Below are 15,253 nucleotides of genomic sequence, written 5' to 3' on the forward strand. Positions count from 1 at the left end.
CGTGTCCCGCGCCACGGGGTGGTCCCGGTGCCCCGGGCGCGCGGGCTCGCCCGGGCGCTCCCACCACCGGTCGGCCCGTACCGGCCCGCTCCCGCGCCCCGGGCCGGGGGGACAGCGGTCAGCCGGCCAGGTCGGCCACCGCGTCCCTGGTCCGCCGTGCGGCGTCCCGCAGGGCGGCCACGTCGGGTCCGTGCCGCAGGACGTCCCGGGACGAGGTCGGCAGCACGTGCCGGAGCACCCCGCCGAAGTTGCGCCGCAGGTCCGCCACGGTGCCGCCCTGCGCCCCGAAACCCGGTGCCAGCACCGGGCCGTTGAGCCGCGACAGGTCCAGGTCGAGCCGGGGTAGGTTCGCGCCGATCACGACGCCGACCGCGCCCGGCCCCTCCCCTTCGGGGTTGTGCCGGCCGGCGGCGTCCACGATCCCCTGGGCGACGGTCCCCGACCCGGCGTCCGCCCGCTGCACCTCGGGGCCCTCCGGGTTCGAGGTCGCGGCGAGGACGAACAGCCCCCGGCCCGTCTCCCTCGCCGCCGCCAGTGCCGGGTCGAGCGACCCGAACCCCAGGTAGGGCGAGACCGTCAGCGCGTCGGCGGCCAGCGGGGCGCCCTCAGCGAGGTACGCGGCCGCGTAGGCGGCCATCGTGGAGCCGATGTCGCCGCGTTTGGCGTCGAGCAGGACCAGCGCCCCCGCGGCGCGCACGTCGGCCAGCACCCGTTCCAGCACGGCCACGCCCCGCGCGCCGTACGCCTCGAAGAACGCCGACTGCGGTTTCACGACCGCGACCTCCGAGGCGAAGGCCTCCACGCAGCTCCGCGCGAACGTCTCCAACCCGTCGGCGGTGGCGGGCAGCCCCCAGTCCGCGAGCAGCGCCGGGTGCGGGTCGATCCCGACGCACAGCGGGCCACGCTCGGCGCGCAGCGCGGCGAGCCGACGGCCGAAGGGTTCCCGCCGGCCGGAGTCCTGATCCGTCACGCGCGTCCCTTCCGCAGCGCCGCCTGCAGGTCCTGCAACGAGCGGACCCCGATGTCGTCCCTGATGGCGGCCTCGATGCCCTGCACGGCCGCCGCGGCGCCCTGCACGGTGGTGATGCAGGGGATGTCCCTGGCGACCGCCGCCGTGCGGATCTCGTAGCCGTCCACGCGGGGGCCGTGGTTGCCGTAGGGGGTGTTGATGACCATCTGGACCTCACCGGCCCTGATCTGGTCGACGATGTTCCCGCTGCCCTCGTAGTGCTTGCGCACCACGGTGGAGGCGATGCCGTTCCGGCGCAGCACCTCGGCGGTGCCCGAGGTCGCCAGGATCTCGAAGCCCAGGTCGACCAGCCGCTTGACCGGGAAGACCAGCGAGCGCTTGTCCCGGTTGGCCACGGAGACGAACACCCGGCCCGAGGTGGGCAGCGACCCGTAGGACGCGGCCTGCGACTTGGCGAAGGCCGGGCCGAAGGCCACGTCGATCCCCATCACCTCACCGGTGGACTTCATCTCCGGCCCCAGCAGCGAGTCCACCCCGTGCCCCTCCGGGGTGCGGAAGCGGTGGAAGGGCAGGACCGCCTCCTTGACGGCGACCGGGCTGTCGGCCGGCAGGTCGAGCCCGTCACCGGTGGCCGGGAGGAGCCCCTCCCCGCGCAGCTCGGCGATCGTCGCGCCGAGCATGATCCGGGCGGCCGCCTTGGCCAGGGGGACGCTGGTGGCCTTCGAGACGAACGGCACGGTCCGGCTGGCCCGGGGGTTGGCCTCCAGGACGTAGAGCACGTCCTCCTTCAGGGCGAACTGCACGTTGAGCAGGCCACGGACCCCGAGGCCCCTGGCGAGCCGTTCCGTGCAGCGCCGCACCTCCTCCAGGTCGGTCTGGCCGAGGGTGATCGGGGGGAGCGCGCAGGAGGAGTCGCCGGAGTGGACACCGGCCTCCTCGATGTGCTCCATCACGCCGCCCAGGAACACGTCGTCGCCGTCGCACAGGGCGTCGACGTCGATCTCGACGGCGTCGTCGAGGAACCGGTCCACCAGCACCGGGTGCTCCGGGGTGACCTCGGTGGCCCGCTCGATGTAGCTGGCCAGGGACTCCTCGCCGTAGACGATCTCCATGCCCCGACCGCCGAGCACGTAGGAGGGCCGGACGAGCACCGGGTACCCGATCTCGTCGGCGATGCGCCTGGCGCCCTCGAAGGAGGTGGCGGTGCCGTACCGGGGAGCGGTGAGCCCCGCCTCGCGGAGCACCTCCCCGAAGGCGCCCCTGTCCTCGGCCAGGTGGATCGCCTCGGGCGGCGTGCCCACGACCGGCACCCCGGCCTCCGCGAGCCGCCGGGCCAGACCGAGGGGGGTCTGACCGCCGAGCTGGACGACGACGCCCGCCACCGTCCCCGACCGCTGCTCGGAGTGGACGACCTCCAGGACGTCCTCCAGGGTCAACGGCTCGAAGTACAGCCGGTCGGAGGTGTCGTAGTCGGTGGAGACGGTCTCCGGGTTGCAGTTGACCATGACGGTCTCGAAGCCGGCCTCCCGCAGCGCCATCGCGGCGTGCACGCAGGAGTAGTCGAACTCGATGCCCTGACCGATGCGGTTCGGGCCCGAACCCAGGATGATGACCTTCGGGCGTTCCCGCTGCTCGGTGACCTCGGACTCCGCGGCGGGGTCGGCCTCGTAGGCCGAGTAGTGGTAGGGCGTGCGCGCGGCGAACTCGGCCGCGCAGGTGTCCACCGTCTTGTACACCGGGCGGACACCGAGCCGGTGGCGCAGCGCGCGCACCCCGTCCTCCCCGGCCAGTTCGGGGCGCAGGGCGGCGATCTGGCGGTCGGAGAAGCCGCACCGCTTGGCCCGCCGCAGCAGGGCCTCGTCGACCACCGGGGCCCCGATGACCGTGGCCCGCAGCTCGACGAGCGAGGCGATCTGGTCGACGAACCACGGGTCGATCCCGGAGGCCTCGGCCACCTGGTCGACGGTGGCCCCCAGCCGCAGCGCGCGCTCCACGGTGTAGAGGCGGCCGTCGTGGCCGGTGGCCAGCGCGGCGAGGGTGTCCTCCAGGCTGGTGCCCGCCGGGTCCTGCCTGGTCCAGAACCCGACCGCCTTGGTCTCCATCGAACGCAGCGCCTTGCCCAGCGCCTCCACGAAGCTGCGGCCGAGGGACATCGCCTCGCCGACGCTCTTCATGGTGGTGGTCAGGGTCGGGTCGGCGCCCGGGAACTTCTCGAAGGCGAAGCGGGGGATCTTGACCACGACGTAGTCGAGGGTCGGTTCGAAGCTCGCCGGCGTCTCGCCGGTGATGTCGTTCTGGATCTCGTCCAGGGTGTAGCCGATGGCGAGCTTCGCGGCGATCTTGGCGATCGGGAACCCGGTCGCCTTGGATGCCAGCGCGGAGGACCGCGACACCCGGGGGTTCATCTCGATCACCACCAGCCTGCCGTTCGCCGGGTTCACCGCGAACTGGATGTTGCAGCCGCCGGTGTCGACGCCGACCTCGCGGAGCACCGCGATGCCCACGTCGCGCATCCGCTGGTACTCGCGGTCGGTCAGCGTCATCGCGGGCGCCACGGTGACCGAGTCCCCGGTGTGCACGCCCATCGGGTCGACGTTCTCGATGGAGCAGACGACCACGACGTTGTCCGCGCGGTCCCGCATCAGCTCGAGCTCGTACTCCTTCCAGCCGAGCACGCTCTCCTCGATGAGCACCTCGTGCACCGGGCTCTCGGTGAGGCCGATGGTGGCGAGCCGCTCCAGCTCCTCCTCGGTGTGGGCCATGCCCGAGCCGAGACCGCCCATGGTGAAGCTGGGGCGGATCACCACCGGCAGCCCGAGTTCGGCGACGCACTCGCGGACCTCGTCCATCGAGCGGCACACCCGGCTCCCGGGGACCTCACCGCCGACGTCCCGGACGATGTCCTTGAACCGCTGCCGGTCCTCGCCCCGCTGGATCGCCTCGATGTCGGCGCCGATCAGCTCGACCCCGTACCGCTCCAGCACACCCCGCTCGGCCAGGGCGACCGCCGTGTTCAACGCGGTCTGGCCGCCCAGGGTGGCCAGGATCGCGTCCGGCCGCTCCGCGGCGATGACCTTCTCCACGAACTCGGGGGTGATCGGCTCCACGTAGGTGGCGTCCGCGAACTCGGGGTCCGTCATGATCGTCGCCGGGTTGGAGTTGACCAGGCTGACCCGCAGCCCTTCCTCCCGCAGCACCCGGCAGGCCTGGGTGCCGGAGTAGTCGAACTCACACGCCTGGCCGATCACGATCGGTCCGGAGCCGATCACCAGGACATGGGAGATGTCGTCGCGCTTGGGCATCGGGTTCGCCCCGCCCCTCTTTCGTCGTCAGCTCGCGGTCACCGGAAGCCGGCTCACCGTCGGTGTGCAGTGGTCAGGTGTGGGCGTCAGCGCCCGGAGCGGTCCATCAGCCCGGCGAAGCGGTCGAACAGCGGCGCCGCGTCGTGGGGTCCGGCGGCGGCCTCCGGGTGGTACTGCACGCTGAAGGCGGGGGCCTCCAGGCACCGCAGCCCCTCGACCGTGCCGTCGTTCGGGCAGTAGTGGCTGACCTTGGCCGGGCCGAAGTCGGTGTCGAACACCTCGCCCGGCTCGCCCTCGACGGCGAAGCCGTGGTTCTGCGCGGTGATCGCGACCTGCCCGGTCTCCACGTCGATGACCGGGATGTTGATGCCCCGGTGGCCGTACCGCATCTTGTAGGTGCCCCGCCCCAGGGCGCGGCCGAGGATCTGGTTGCCGAAGCAGATGCCGAACAGCGGCACCCGGGCGGCCAGCACGGCCCTGGCCAGGGCGACGGCGGTGTCGGCGGTGGCGGGGTCGCCGGGGCCGTTGGAGAGGAACACCCCGTCGGGCGCGGCGGCGAGCAGCTCCTCGGCCGACGTGCCCAGGGGGAGGACGTGGACCTCCATGCCCCTGGCCGCCATCATGCGCGGCGTGTTCGACTTGATGCCCAGGTCCAGGGCGGCGACGGTGTACCGGCGTTCGCCGACGGCGGGGACCACGTACGGCTCGCTCGTGGTGACGTCGCCGGCGAGGTCGGCTCCCACCATGCCCTCGGAGCCCAGGACCCGGGTGAGCAGTTCCTCGTCACCGGCCACCGCGTCGCCGGAGAAGACCCCGGCCCGCATGGCGCCCCGCTCCCGGAGGTGGCGGGTCAGCGTGCGGGTGTCGACGCCGGCGATGCCGACGACGCCCTGCTCGCGCAGCGCGTCCTCCAGCGAGCGGGTGGACCGCCAGTTGGAGGGGACCCTGGCGGGGTCGCGGACGACGTAGCCGGAGACCCAGATCCGGTGGGACTCGTCGTCCTCGTCGTTCCACCCGGTGTTGCCGATCTGCGGGGCGGTCTGCACCACGATCTGGCGGTGGTAGGAGGGGTCGGTCAGCGTCTCCTGGTAGCCGGTCATCCCGGTGGAGAAGACGACCTCGCCGAGGGACTGCCCCACGGCTCCGTACGCCTCGCCCCGGAACACCCTGCCGTCCTCGAGTACCAGCGCCGCTGCGGAACGGTCGATCATCGCGCCTGGACCTCCGATGTGGTCGTGTGGGGGGCCGCCGCCGCGGCGCTGCTCGCGCGCGGCGTCACGGCGTGGTCCTGGTGGTGGTGCTCTCCTCGGCCACCGCGCGGATCCGCTCGACCCAGGTCTCGTCGTCGGCGCGGTCGTCGGCCCGGAACGCGAGGTCGAGGACGTACTCGCCGTGCCGCCATGACACCACGAGCAGGCCGTCACCCGGCATGACCTTGCCGGCGAGCTTGCTGTCCAGCCGGGCGTCGACGAGGTCGGCCGCGGCGATCCAGATCGGGCTGGCGGCGACCCGGTCGACCAGCAGCCCCGCCGGCAGCAGCCGGAGGGTGGCCACCGAGCGGTGTCCCAGGTCACCGACCACGATGCGGTCCTGCCAGTTGCCACCGCTGGTGGCGCCGACGTAGACGCCGGTCAGCTCGGGCAGCAGCGCGGGGTCGGTGAGGGCGCCGGCTGGCGGGGCGGGGAAGTCGCCGAGCAGGGCTTCCTGCCGGGTGGCCCGGCGCTGCCAGCCGCGCCACATGCCGTACACGCACAGCGCGAACACCGCGAGCACCAGCAGGGTGAGAAGCAGTCGGATCACGAGAGAACCTTCCCGTCTAGCGAGGTCAACCGGCCGCGGAGCATCGTCGCGGCCACGGTGGCCGGCAACTCCATGCCCTCGAAGGGCGTGTTGTCGGCGATGCTGGCCAGCTCACCACCCCGCACGACCCAGCGGGCCTCGGGGTCGACCAGGGTCAGGTTCGCCGGCTCGCCGACGCGGAGGGGTCGCCCCTGGTCCGCGAGCCCGGCGATCTCCGCCGGGCGCTCGCTCATCACACGGGCGACCCCGCGCCAGTCCAGCAGGCCGGTCTCCACCATCGTCAGCACCACCACGGACAACGCGGTCTGGAGCCCGAGCATCCCCGGACGTGCGCAGGCCCACTCCGTGTCCTTCTCCTGGGGGGCGTGCGGCGCGTGGTCGGTGGCCACGCAGTCCACCACCCCCTCGGCCAGGGCGGTGCGCAGCGCCTCGGTGTCGGCGGCGGTGCGCAGCGGCGGGTTGACCTTGTTCACCGGGTCGTAGGTGGCCAGCCGCTCGTCGGTGAGCAGCAGGTGGTGGGGGGTGACCTCGGCCGTGATCGTGCCCTCACCCCGGCCCCGGGCCCACCGGAGCACGTCGGCGGTGCCGGCGGTGGAGACGTGGCAGACGTGCAGCCGCCCACCCGTGTGGTGGGCCAGCAGGCAGTCCCGGGCGACGACCGACTCCTCCGCGGGGGCCGGCCAGCCCGCCAGCCCCCGCTCGGCGGCCGCCGGCCCCTCGTGCGCCTGGGCGCCACCGGTGAGCCTCGGGTCCTCGGCGTGCTGGGCGACGACCCCGCCGAGCGCCCGGGTGTACTCCAGCGCGCGACGCATCAGCAACGGGTCGGACACGCAGTGGCCGTCGTCGGAGAACAGCCGGACCCCGGCCCTGGACCGGGCCATCGCGCCGAGTTCGGCGAGCCGTTCGCCGCGCAGGCCCACACTGACGGCCCCGATCGGGTGGACGTCGACGAGGCCGACGTCCCGGCCGCGCTGCCAGACGTACTCGACGATGACGGGGTTGTCGGCGACCGGGTCGGTGTTGGCCATCGCGAACACGGCGGTGTACCCGCCCAGGGCCGCCGCCTCCGAGGCGGTCTGGACGGTCTCGGTGTCCTCCCGCCCCGGTTCCCGCAGGTGGGTGTGCAGGTCGACGAACCCGGGCAGGGCCACCAGCCCCTGGGCGTCGACCACCCGGTCGGCCCGCTGGGTGACCCGCCCGATCTCGGCGATCCGGCCGTCGGCGACGAGCACGTCGACCGGCTCCCCCTCGCCGTAGGGCAGGACGCCCCGGAACAGGGTCGTTCCCGCGTCGGTCCCGCTCATACCGCGGTCTCCTCTCCGGCCAGCAGGTGGTAGAGCACCGCCATCCGCACGTGCACGCCGTTGCGGACCTGGTCGGTGACGAGCGACCGGGGCGAGTCCGCGACGGCGTGGCTGATCTCCATGCCCCGGATCATCGGGCCCGGGTGCAGCACCGGCGCGTGCTCGGGCAGCCGCGCGAGCCGGCGCTCGTTCAGGCCGTAGGCGATGGCGTACTCGCGGGCCGACGGGAAGAAGCTGCCGTGCATCCGTTCCGCCTGCACGCGCAGCACCATCACCGCGTCGGCGCCCTCGAGGGACTCGTCGAGGTCGTGGGTCACCCGCACCGGCCAGTCCCGCACCCCGGTCGGGAGCAGGGTGGGCGGGGCCACGAGGACGACCTCGGCGCCGAGGCGGTGGAGCAGGCGCACGTTGGACCGGGCCACCCTGCTGTGCAGGACGTCGCCGACGATGACGATCCGCCGGCCGGTCAGCTCGCCGAGGCTCTCCCGCAGGGTCTGGGCGTCCAGCAGCGCCTGGGTGGGGTGCTCGTGGGTGCCGTCGCCCGCGTTGACCACGGAGGTGCCGTGGTCTGCGAGCCAGTCCGCGACCCGGCGGGCGGCGCCGGACGCCGGGTGCCGCAGGACCACGCAGTCGGCGCCGGCCGCGGCCAGGGTGAGAGCGGTGTCACGCAGCGACTCCCCCTTGCCGACGGAGGACCCGGTCGCCGAGACGTTGATGACGTCGGCGCTCATCCACTTGCCGGCGACCTCGAACGACACCCTGGTCCGGGTGGAGTTCTCGTAGAAGGCGGTGACGACGGTGCGGCCCCGCAGCGTGGGCAGCTTGCGCACCTCCCGGCCGAGCAGGGTCTGTTTGAGCTTGTCCGCGGTGTCCAGGATGGCGGCGACGTCCTCGCCCCCCAGGTCGCTGGCGGACAGCAGATGCCTCATCGGCTGGTCTCCGTTCCCCTTCTCCGCAGCAGGACGGCGTCTGTCCCGTCGGTTTCGCGCAGCTGGACGGAGACGCCCTCGTCCCGCGCGGTCGGCACGTTCTTGCCCACGTAGTCGGCGCGGATCGGCAGCTCGCGGTGGCCCCGGTCGATGAGGACGGCCAGCTGCACGGCGCGTGGTCGCCCGTGGTCGCGCAGGGCGTCCAGCGCGGCCCGCACGGTGCGACCGGAGAAGAGGACGTCGTCGACCAGGACCACCAGCGCGTCGTCGATGCCGTCAACCGGAAGGCTGGTCGATTCGAGCGCCCGGGTGGGCCGGCGGCGGAGGTCGTCCCGGTAGAGGGTCACGTCGAGGGTGCCGGTGGGAATAGTCACACCGCTGAATTCCGCGATCTTCGCGGCCAGCCTGCGGGCCAGCGGGGCACCCCGGCTGGGGATGCCCAACAGCAGCACCCGGTCGGCGTCCTCCGCGTCGGGAGTGGTGCGCTCGATGATCTGGTGCGCGATCCTGGCGATGGTGCGCGCGACGTCGGCGGCGGCGAGCAGCTGGCGCTGTTCGCCCTGGTCCGCCGCGCCCGCGCGGGTGCGTGGCGCCACGAAGTGGACCCCCTTCCCCGCCTCGCTGGACGGGTCATTAAAGGACGTCTGGTCTCCGGCTGGGCCGGACACCCCGGACAGTAGCAGGCTGCGATGTGTCAATCTTCCGGGTGGTGTCACAAACTCGCCCGGCCGTCGCAGCGTCATCAGCTTGACCTAGTGACGTTGCCGAGCGACCATTACTCTGCGTATTGATTTAGGTCTTCCCGCAGCCCTGTCTAGCGGCTGACGGGGCGAATGAAACGGAGAACCGCTACATGGGCGACTACGCCAAGGCGCTGGGCGCCAAGCTCCGCGCGATCCGCCAGCAGCAGGGCCTGTCGCTGCATGGTGTCGAGCAGAAGTCCGGCGGGCGGTGGAAGGCCGTCGTCGTCGGGTCGTACGAGCGTGGTGACCGGGCCGTCACCGTCCAGAAGCTCGCGGAGCTGGCCGACTTCTACGGCGTCCCCGTGGCGGAGCTGCTGCCTGAGGGGCGGGTTCCGTCCGGGGCGGAGCCAGCCACCAAGATTGTGATCAATCTGGAACGGCTGCAACAGCTCCCCGCGGAGAAGGTGGGTCCGTTGGCCCGCTACGCGGCCACCATCCAGAGCCAGCGTGGCGACTACAACGGCAAGGTGCTGTCCATCCGCACCGAGGACCTGCGCTCGCTGGCCATCATCTACGACATGTCGCCGGGCGAACTCACCGAGCAGCTCATCGACTGGGGTGTGCTGCCGCCGGAGGCCCGGCCCGCCAAGGAGGACTGAGCCGAACCGGGCCCGCACCCCTCGCGGGCCCGGTCACCGCTCCCGTCAGCGGGTGGCCCGCAACCGGTGGGCTATCCGCCCGATCCGGTCCAGGACTCCGTTGACGAACCTCGGCGAGTTGTCCGTCGACAGGGTCCTGGCCAGCTCGACCGCCTCGTCGATGGCGACGGCGTCGTCGACGTCGTCCGCCCAGAGCAGCTCGTAGAGGCCGAGGCGGAGCACGGCCCGGTCCACGGCCGGCATCCTGGCCAGGGTCCACCCCTCGGCGTACTGGGAGATCAGCTCGTCGATCCTGGCCCGGTTCGCCGTGATCCCCTCGACCAACGTCACGGTGTACTCCCGGACGGGGGGCAGGTCCGGGTGGCCCATCCGCTCGGTCAGCATGGTCACCGCGTCCTCGCCACGCACGTCGGCCTCGAACAGGATGTCGACCGCGCGTTTGCGGGCCTTGCTGCGGGCACCCATTACGAGTTCACGCGCCCCAGGTAACGACCGTCGCGAGTGTCGACCTTGACCTTGTCCCCGGTGTTGAGGAACAGGGGCACCTGGATCTCCGCGCCGGTCTCGAGGGTCGCCGGCTTGTTGCCCCCGGTGGAGCGGTCGCCCTGGAGCCCGGGGTCGGTGTGCTTCACGACGAGCTCGACCGAGGCCGGCAGTTCGACGTAGAGCGGCGTGCCCTCGTGCACCGCCACGATGGCGGTCTGGTTCTCCAGCATGAACTTGGCGGCGTCCCCGACGGTCTCGGCCGGCACCGGGAGCTGGTCGTAGGTCTCCGCGTCCATGAACACGAAGTCGCCGCCGTCGGGGTAGAGGTAGGTCATCTCCCGCTTGTCGACGTTGGCGGTCTCCACCTTCACGCCGGCGTTGAAGGTCTTGTCGACAACCTTGCCGGACAGCACGTTCTTCAGGGTGGTGCGGACGAACGCACCACCCTTGCCGGGCTTGACGTGCTGGAACGACACCACGGACCACAACTGTCCGTCGAGGTTGAGCACCAGTCCGTTCTTGAGGTCGTTAGTGCTGGCCACTGTGGTGGTCTCTCCTGTGATACATGGCCCCAGCATGGGCCGGTACATGGGCGTGCCGCGGCCCTGCGGTGCGCACGGCCGCGGCGATACGGGTCTTAGCCTGTCGCGTCAGACGACCACGAGATCCTTCGTGGTCAGGGTGAGGAGCTCGGGGCCGCCCTCGCGCACGACCAGCGTGTCCTCGATGCGCACACCGCCCCGGCCAGCGAGGTACACGCCGGGCTCGACGGTGACCGCCATACCTTCCTCGAGTGTACCTTTGCCCAGCTGCGAGAGCGTTGGTGCCTCGTGCACCTCCAGGCCGACGCCGTGGCCCAGACCGTGCAGGAACCGCTCCCCGTGGCCCGCATCCTCGATGACCGACCGGGAGGCCGTGTCGACGTCCCGCAGTGGGACCCCCGGCGCCAACGCCTCCCTGCCGGCGGCCTGCGAGCGGGCCACCACCTCGTAGAGCTCCCGCTGCCAGTCGGCGGGCTCCCCGAGCACGACCGTCCTGGTCATGTCGGAGTGGTAGCCGTCGACCAGTGCGCCGAAGTCCATCTTGACGAAGTCACCGGCGGCCAGGACCGTCTCGGTGGGGCGGTGGTGGGGCACGGCCGAGTTCGGCCCGGCCGCCACGATGGTGTCGAAGGACGGACCGGCGGCACCGTTGGCGACCATCCGGCGCTCCAGGTCGCGGGCCACCTCCAGCTCGGTCCGGCCCGGCCGCAGCTCGCCTTCGGCGATCAGCTCGGCCAGTGCCCGGTCGGCGGCCGCGCACGCCATGCGCAGCGCCTCGACCTCGCCCTCGTCCTTGATCGCGCGCAGTCGCTCGACCAACTGGGGTGCCCGGACCAGTTCGACGGCCCCCGCCGCCTCGGCCAGGGCGTCCAACCCGTCGACGGTCACGTGCTGCGACTCGAACCCGGCCCGGCTGACGCCCGACCCGCCCCGCGATGCCCGCTCCGCCAGGGCCGCCCCGCTGCGGCGCTCGATGATCCGTTCGAGGTCGGGGACCTCGACGCCGGCCTGGGTCAGGTACCGGCCGTCGGTGCAGAAGATGGTGCGGGACTCGTCCCCGGCCGAGTCCCCGGCGTGGACGAGCAGGGCGGCGTTGGACCCGGTGAAACCGCTGAGGTACCGCACGTTGAGCAGGTCGGTGACGAGCAGGGCGTCGATCTCCCGCTCCCGCAGCAGCTCGCGCAGCGCCCCACGGCGGCGAAGGTGTGTTTCTGGCATGTCGGGCAGCCTAGTTAACCCTGGGCCCACCGCCGACCCCGTTCCTCCTCGGGGCGGGGTCCGCGCCGTCCGCCGGCCGCCGCTCGGTCGCCTTCGTGTGGTCCGCACCCGGTCCGGCGAGCGGTCCAACCCGGATGGCACCGACCGGGCACATCTCCTCGGCCATCCGGACCGCCGCCCCCTCGCCGGCCGGCGGAGCGGGGTCGAGGAGGACCACGACCCCGTCGAACTCCCCCTGGTCGAAGACCGCCGGGGCGAGCTGGGCGCACTGGCCGGAGGCGACGCAGCGCTCGACGGCCACCGCGACCCGGAGCGGGCCCTCCGCCGCGGCGCCGCCGGCCGTTCCGCCGCGTCCCGGGTGTCCGGCGCTCACCACGTCACCGGCAGGGCGCGGATGCCGTAGACGAAGCCGTCGTCCTTGAAGTCGAGCTCGCCGACCTCGGTGGCCAGCCGGAGCGCGGGCAGCCGACGCGCCACCGCACCGACCACCTCCTGGAGCTCGACCCTGGCGAGGGCGTGGCCGAGGCACTGGTGCACCCCGTGACCGAAGGCGAGGTGGCGGCGGGAGTTCCTGGTCAGGTCCAGGGTGTCGGGATCGGGGAACACGTCCTCGTCCCGGTTGGCCGGCCCGAGCAGCACCAGGACCCCCTCCCCCGCCCGGATCCGCACGCCGCCGACCTCGACGTCCGCCACGGCCACCCGGCGGGGGAAGAACTGGGCGGCCGTGGTGTACCGGAGGAGTTCCTCGACGGCGACCGCCACCCTGGCCTCACTGGGATCCTCGGCGAGCCAGGCCAGCTGGTCCGGGTGGCGGAGCAGCGCGAGCAGGCTCAGCGCCACCGTGTTGGACGTCGTCTCGTGCCCCGCCAGCAGGACCATCGTGGCCAGCGCGACCACCTCGTCCCGGCTCAGCCGGTCGGCACCCCAGTGCTCGACGGCGAGCCGGCTGATCACGTCGTCCGCCGGCTGCTCGCGGCGGTCGCACACGAGCGCCGTCATCGCCATCCGCAACTCGCCGAGCACCCCGGCCAGCAACGCCGGGTCCGGTTCGGTCGCCTGGATGAGAGCGGAGTGCCGCTCGAAGAAGAGGCGGACGCCGCTGGGGAGCCCCAGCACGCGGGAGATGGTCAGGGCCGGCAGGGGGACGGCCAGCCTGGCCACCAGGTCCGAGGGACGACCGTCCCCGCACACCCGGTCGAGGAGCCGCCCCACGTCGGCGCGCACCGCGGGTCGCTGTGCCTCCATCGCCCGGGGGAGGAACCCGCGGCTCAGCGTCAGCCGGTAGTGCCGGTGCTCAGGCGGATCGAGGTTCACCAGGCTCAGCCCCCTGGCGACCGGAACGGCCGGAGCCACCTCGGGGAAACCGGGGCGGGTCGGATCCGCGCTGAACCGCTCGTCCCGCAGGACCGACCTCACCTCCTCGTACCGGGAAACGACCCACGCCCGCGCCCCATTCCAGAGCGTGACCCGCGAAACGGGTTCACGACGCCGCTGATTCGAATAGCACGGGGGCGGGTGGAGCGGGCATCCACGGGGGACCGGAAAACGGGGTTCCTCGGGCAGGACGGTTGTCATCGACTGTTCGCAATCGGACGGTGGGACGGAGGAATCGGCCGCCGGAACGGAGAACACCGGGCCGGGCACGTGCCGGAGCGCCCCGCCAGCGATGACGTGGTCCGCCCAGCGTCGTCGAGGTTGTCCCCCAGGTCGCGTCGACGCGGTACCGCCGCCGCGCCGGTCCGCCGGGTAGTGGTCGACTCCCCGCTCGGCACCTGCCGACGGGGACAGCTTAGGGCCCGACCACCGCGAAAACCAATTCGACCACTACCACCTATCGGGTTAAATTCCCGCCCGGCCCCCCGACCGGGAGACGCGCTCTCGGGACCGAAAACCGCGAATCGAAAAAACACTCGGAATTGTTGTCTGAGTGAGCAAACAGTTCGACGATTGCCGGTGCCGTTTTCCGCGTCAGGACGGTACCGAATGGGCCGCCGGCGCGCGGGGAGGACGCGGAGCACCGGAGGGGAACGCCCGAGGAGGAGCGGCGCGGTCGGCCCCCGCCACGCGGGGGCCGACCGGGAGGGTTCACGCCCAGCCGGGCATCGGGTAGCCGGACAGCAGTTCGGAGATCTCGGCGGACACGGTGGGCAGCACCTCGCCCTGCTCGCCCTTGGCGGTCGCCGTCACCACGGTGTCGATCCACTCCGCGACCCGGGGCATCTGCTCGGGCCGCAGGCCCCTCGTGGTGATCGCGGCGGTCCCGAGCCGGACCCCGGACGGGTCGAAGGGCTTGCGGGGGTCGAAGGGCACGGTGTTGTAGTTGAGCTCGATCCCCGCCTCGTCGAGCGCCTTGGCGGTGGGCTTGCCCGCCACGCCCTTGCTGGTGAGGTCCACCAGGATCAGGTGGTTGTCCGTGCCGCCGGACACCAGGTCGAAGCCGCGCTCGACGAGCGCCTCCGCCAGCGCCCTGGCGTTGGCGACCACCGTGTGGGCGTACTCACCGAAGGCGGGCGCCGAGGCCTCCCGCAACGCCACGGCGATCGCCGCGGTGGTGTGGTTGTGCGGCCCGCCCTGGAGACCGGGGAACACCGCCTTGTCGAGTGCCTTGGCGTGCTCCGCCGTCGACATCAGCATCGCGCCACGCGGACCCCGCAGCGTCTTGTGCGTCGTCGTGGAGATCACGTCGGCGTGCCCCACCGGGGACGGGTGCGCCCCACCGGCGATCAGGCCGGCGATGTGCGCGATGTCGGCGACCAGCACCGCGCCGACCTCCCTGGCGATCTCGGCGAACGCCGGGTAGTCGATGGTGCGGGGGATGGCGGTGCCGCCGCAGAAGATCAGCTTGGGGCGGTGTTCCCTGGCGAGGTCGCGCACCTCGTCCATGTCGACCCGGCCGGTGTCGGCACGGACCCCGTAGCGCACGCTGCTGAACCACTTGCCGGTGGCCGACACGCTCCACCCGTGGGTCAGGTGACCCCCGAAGGGCAGCCCCATGCCCATCACCGTGTCGCCGGGCTTGGCGAAGGCGAGGTACACGGCCAGGTTGGCCGGCGAACCCGAGTAGGGCTGGACGTTGGCGTGCTCGACGCCGAACAGCTCCTTCGCCCGGTCGACGGCGAGCGTCTCGACGGGGTCGATGAACTGCTGGCCCTCGTAGTAGCGGCGACCGACGTAGCCCTCGGAGTACTTGTTGGTCAGCACGGTGCTGGAGGCCTCCAGCACCGCCTGGGAGACGTAGTTCTCGGAGGCGATCAGGCGGAGCTTGTCGAACTGGCGCTGGGCCTCCCCCTCCACGAGGTGGGCGATCTCCGGATCGGTGGCGGCCAGGCTGGGCAGTGGCGGCTGGTGCATCAGGGCTCC

14 protein-coding genes are annotated in these 15,253 nt (G+C 72.4%); 1 reads left to right on the top strand and 13 read right to left on the bottom strand.

Annotated elements, in window-relative coordinates:
- Nucleotides 1–118 precede the first annotated feature (118 nt).
- The 7 genes from pyrF to pyrR all read right to left on the bottom strand — a co-directional run bounded on the left by pyrF (nt 119) and on the right by pyrR (nt 8,901).
- The gene (pyrF, locus tag C1701_RS03280; RefSeq protein WP_030106304.1) at nt 119–970 is read right to left on the bottom strand and encodes an orotidine-5'-phosphate decarboxylase; all 852 of its coding nucleotides are present in this window, start codon (nt 968–970) and stop codon (nt 119–121) included.
- Complete coding sequence (gene carB / locus C1701_RS03285; protein ID WP_026418867.1) at nt 967–4,272, bottom strand: carbamoyl-phosphate synthase large subunit; 3,306 nt, start codon at nt 4,270–4,272, stop codon at nt 967–969. Before carB ends, pyrF begins: the two co-directional genes overlap by 4 nt.
- Nucleotides 4,273–4,358: 86 nt before the next feature.
- A complete protein-coding gene (gene carA / locus C1701_RS03290) occupies nt 4,359–5,483 on the bottom strand; it encodes a glutamine-hydrolyzing carbamoyl-phosphate synthase small subunit (RefSeq protein WP_026418868.1) in 1,125 nt (374 codons plus the stop codon).
- A 64-nt stretch (nt 5,484–5,547) separates the two neighbouring features.
- Complete coding sequence (locus C1701_RS03295; protein ID WP_030106306.1) at nt 5,548–6,072, bottom strand: PH-like domain-containing protein; 525 nt, start codon at nt 6,070–6,072, stop codon at nt 5,548–5,550.
- Complete coding sequence (locus C1701_RS03300; protein WP_026418870.1) at nt 6,069–7,376, bottom strand: dihydroorotase; 1,308 nt, start codon at nt 7,374–7,376, stop codon at nt 6,069–6,071. Before C1701_RS03300 ends, C1701_RS03295 begins: the two co-directional genes overlap by 4 nt.
- Entirely contained in the window at nt 7,373–8,305 is a 933-nt protein-coding gene (locus tag C1701_RS03305) for an aspartate carbamoyltransferase catalytic subunit (RefSeq protein WP_026418871.1), read from the bottom strand. Before C1701_RS03305 ends, C1701_RS03300 begins: the two co-directional genes overlap by 4 nt.
- On the bottom strand, nt 8,302–8,901 hold the full coding sequence (pyrR, locus tag C1701_RS03310) for a bifunctional pyr operon transcriptional regulator/uracil phosphoribosyltransferase PyrR (RefSeq protein ID WP_026418872.1): 600 nt from the start codon (nt 8,899–8,901) through the stop codon (nt 8,302–8,304). Before pyrR ends, C1701_RS03305 begins: the two co-directional genes overlap by 4 nt.
- A 257-nt stretch (nt 8,902–9,158) precedes the next feature.
- Between pyrR and bldD the strand changes: the two genes are divergently transcribed.
- The gene (gene bldD / locus C1701_RS03315; RefSeq protein WP_016698573.1) at nt 9,159–9,647 is read left to right on the top strand and encodes a transcriptional regulator BldD; all 489 of its coding nucleotides are present in this window, start codon (nt 9,159–9,161) and stop codon (nt 9,645–9,647) included.
- Nucleotides 9,648–9,692: 45 nt separating this feature from the next.
- Here the strand turns inward: bldD and nusB are convergent, their stop codons facing one another.
- The 6 genes from nusB to glyA form a co-directional block, all read right to left on the bottom strand.
- Nucleotides 9,693–10,112, bottom strand: coding sequence for a transcription antitermination factor NusB (gene nusB, locus C1701_RS03320; protein WP_026418873.1), 420 nt, complete (start codon nt 10,110–10,112; stop codon nt 9,693–9,695).
- Nucleotides 10,112–10,675, bottom strand: coding sequence for an elongation factor P (efp, locus tag C1701_RS03325; RefSeq protein WP_026418874.1), 564 nt, complete (start codon nt 10,673–10,675; stop codon nt 10,112–10,114). Before efp ends, nusB begins: the two co-directional genes overlap by 1 nt.
- A gap of 108 nt (nt 10,676–10,783) precedes the next feature.
- Nucleotides 10,784–11,893, bottom strand: a complete 1,110-nt coding sequence (locus tag C1701_RS03330) for a M24 family metallopeptidase (protein WP_103055526.1) — start codon at nt 11,891–11,893, stop codon at nt 10,784–10,786.
- 10 nt (nt 11,894–11,903) lie between these two features.
- Nucleotides 11,904–12,266: a ferredoxin gene (locus tag C1701_RS03335; protein WP_081893596.1), complete on the bottom strand. Its 363-nt coding sequence runs from the start codon at nt 12,264–12,266 to the stop codon at nt 11,904–11,906.
- Nucleotides 12,263–13,309 carry a cytochrome P450 gene (locus C1701_RS03340; protein ID WP_051313961.1) on the bottom strand — a complete coding sequence of 349 codons (1,047 nt, stop codon included), beginning with the start codon at nt 13,307–13,309 and terminating at the stop codon, nt 12,263–12,265. The genes C1701_RS03335 and C1701_RS03340 overlap by 4 nt, the downstream gene beginning before the upstream one ends.
- A 669-nt stretch (nt 13,310–13,978) precedes the next feature.
- Nucleotides 13,979–15,247: a serine hydroxymethyltransferase gene (gene glyA, locus C1701_RS03345; RefSeq protein ID WP_211237534.1), complete on the bottom strand. Its 1,269-nt coding sequence runs from the start codon at nt 15,245–15,247 to the stop codon at nt 13,979–13,981.
- Nucleotides 15,248–15,253: the final 6 nt, after the last annotated feature.

It is taken from the genome of Actinoalloteichus sp. AHMU CJ021 (assembly GCF_002895405.1).
Classification (GTDB): Bacteria; Actinomycetota; Actinomycetes; order Mycobacteriales; family Pseudonocardiaceae; genus Actinoalloteichus_B; species Actinoalloteichus_B caeruleus.

Coding starts and splice junctions, on each gene's coding strand:
- carB (WP_026418867.1), bottom strand. CDS start 4,272: ATGCCCAAGCGCGACGACATCTCCCATGTCCTGGTGATCGGCTCCGGA.
- carA (WP_026418868.1), bottom strand. CDS start 5,483: ATGATCGACCGTTCCGCAGCGGCGCTGGTACTCGAGGACGGCAGGGTG.
- C1701_RS03300 (WP_026418870.1), bottom strand. CDS start 7,376: ATGAGCGGGACCGACGCGGGAACGACCCTGTTCCGGGGCGTCCTGCCC.
- C1701_RS03305 (WP_026418871.1), bottom strand. CDS start 8,305: ATGAGGCATCTGCTGTCCGCCAGCGACCTGGGGGGCGAGGACGTCGCC.
- bldD (WP_016698573.1), top strand. CDS start 9,159: ATGGGCGACTACGCCAAGGCGCTGGGCGCCAAGCTCCGCGCGATCCGC.
- nusB (WP_026418873.1), bottom strand. CDS start 10,112: ATGGGTGCCCGCAGCAAGGCCCGCAAACGCGCGGTCGACATCCTGTTC.
- C1701_RS03330 (WP_103055526.1), bottom strand. CDS start 11,893: ATGCCAGAAACACACCTTCGCCGCCGTGGGGCGCTGCGCGAGCTGCTG.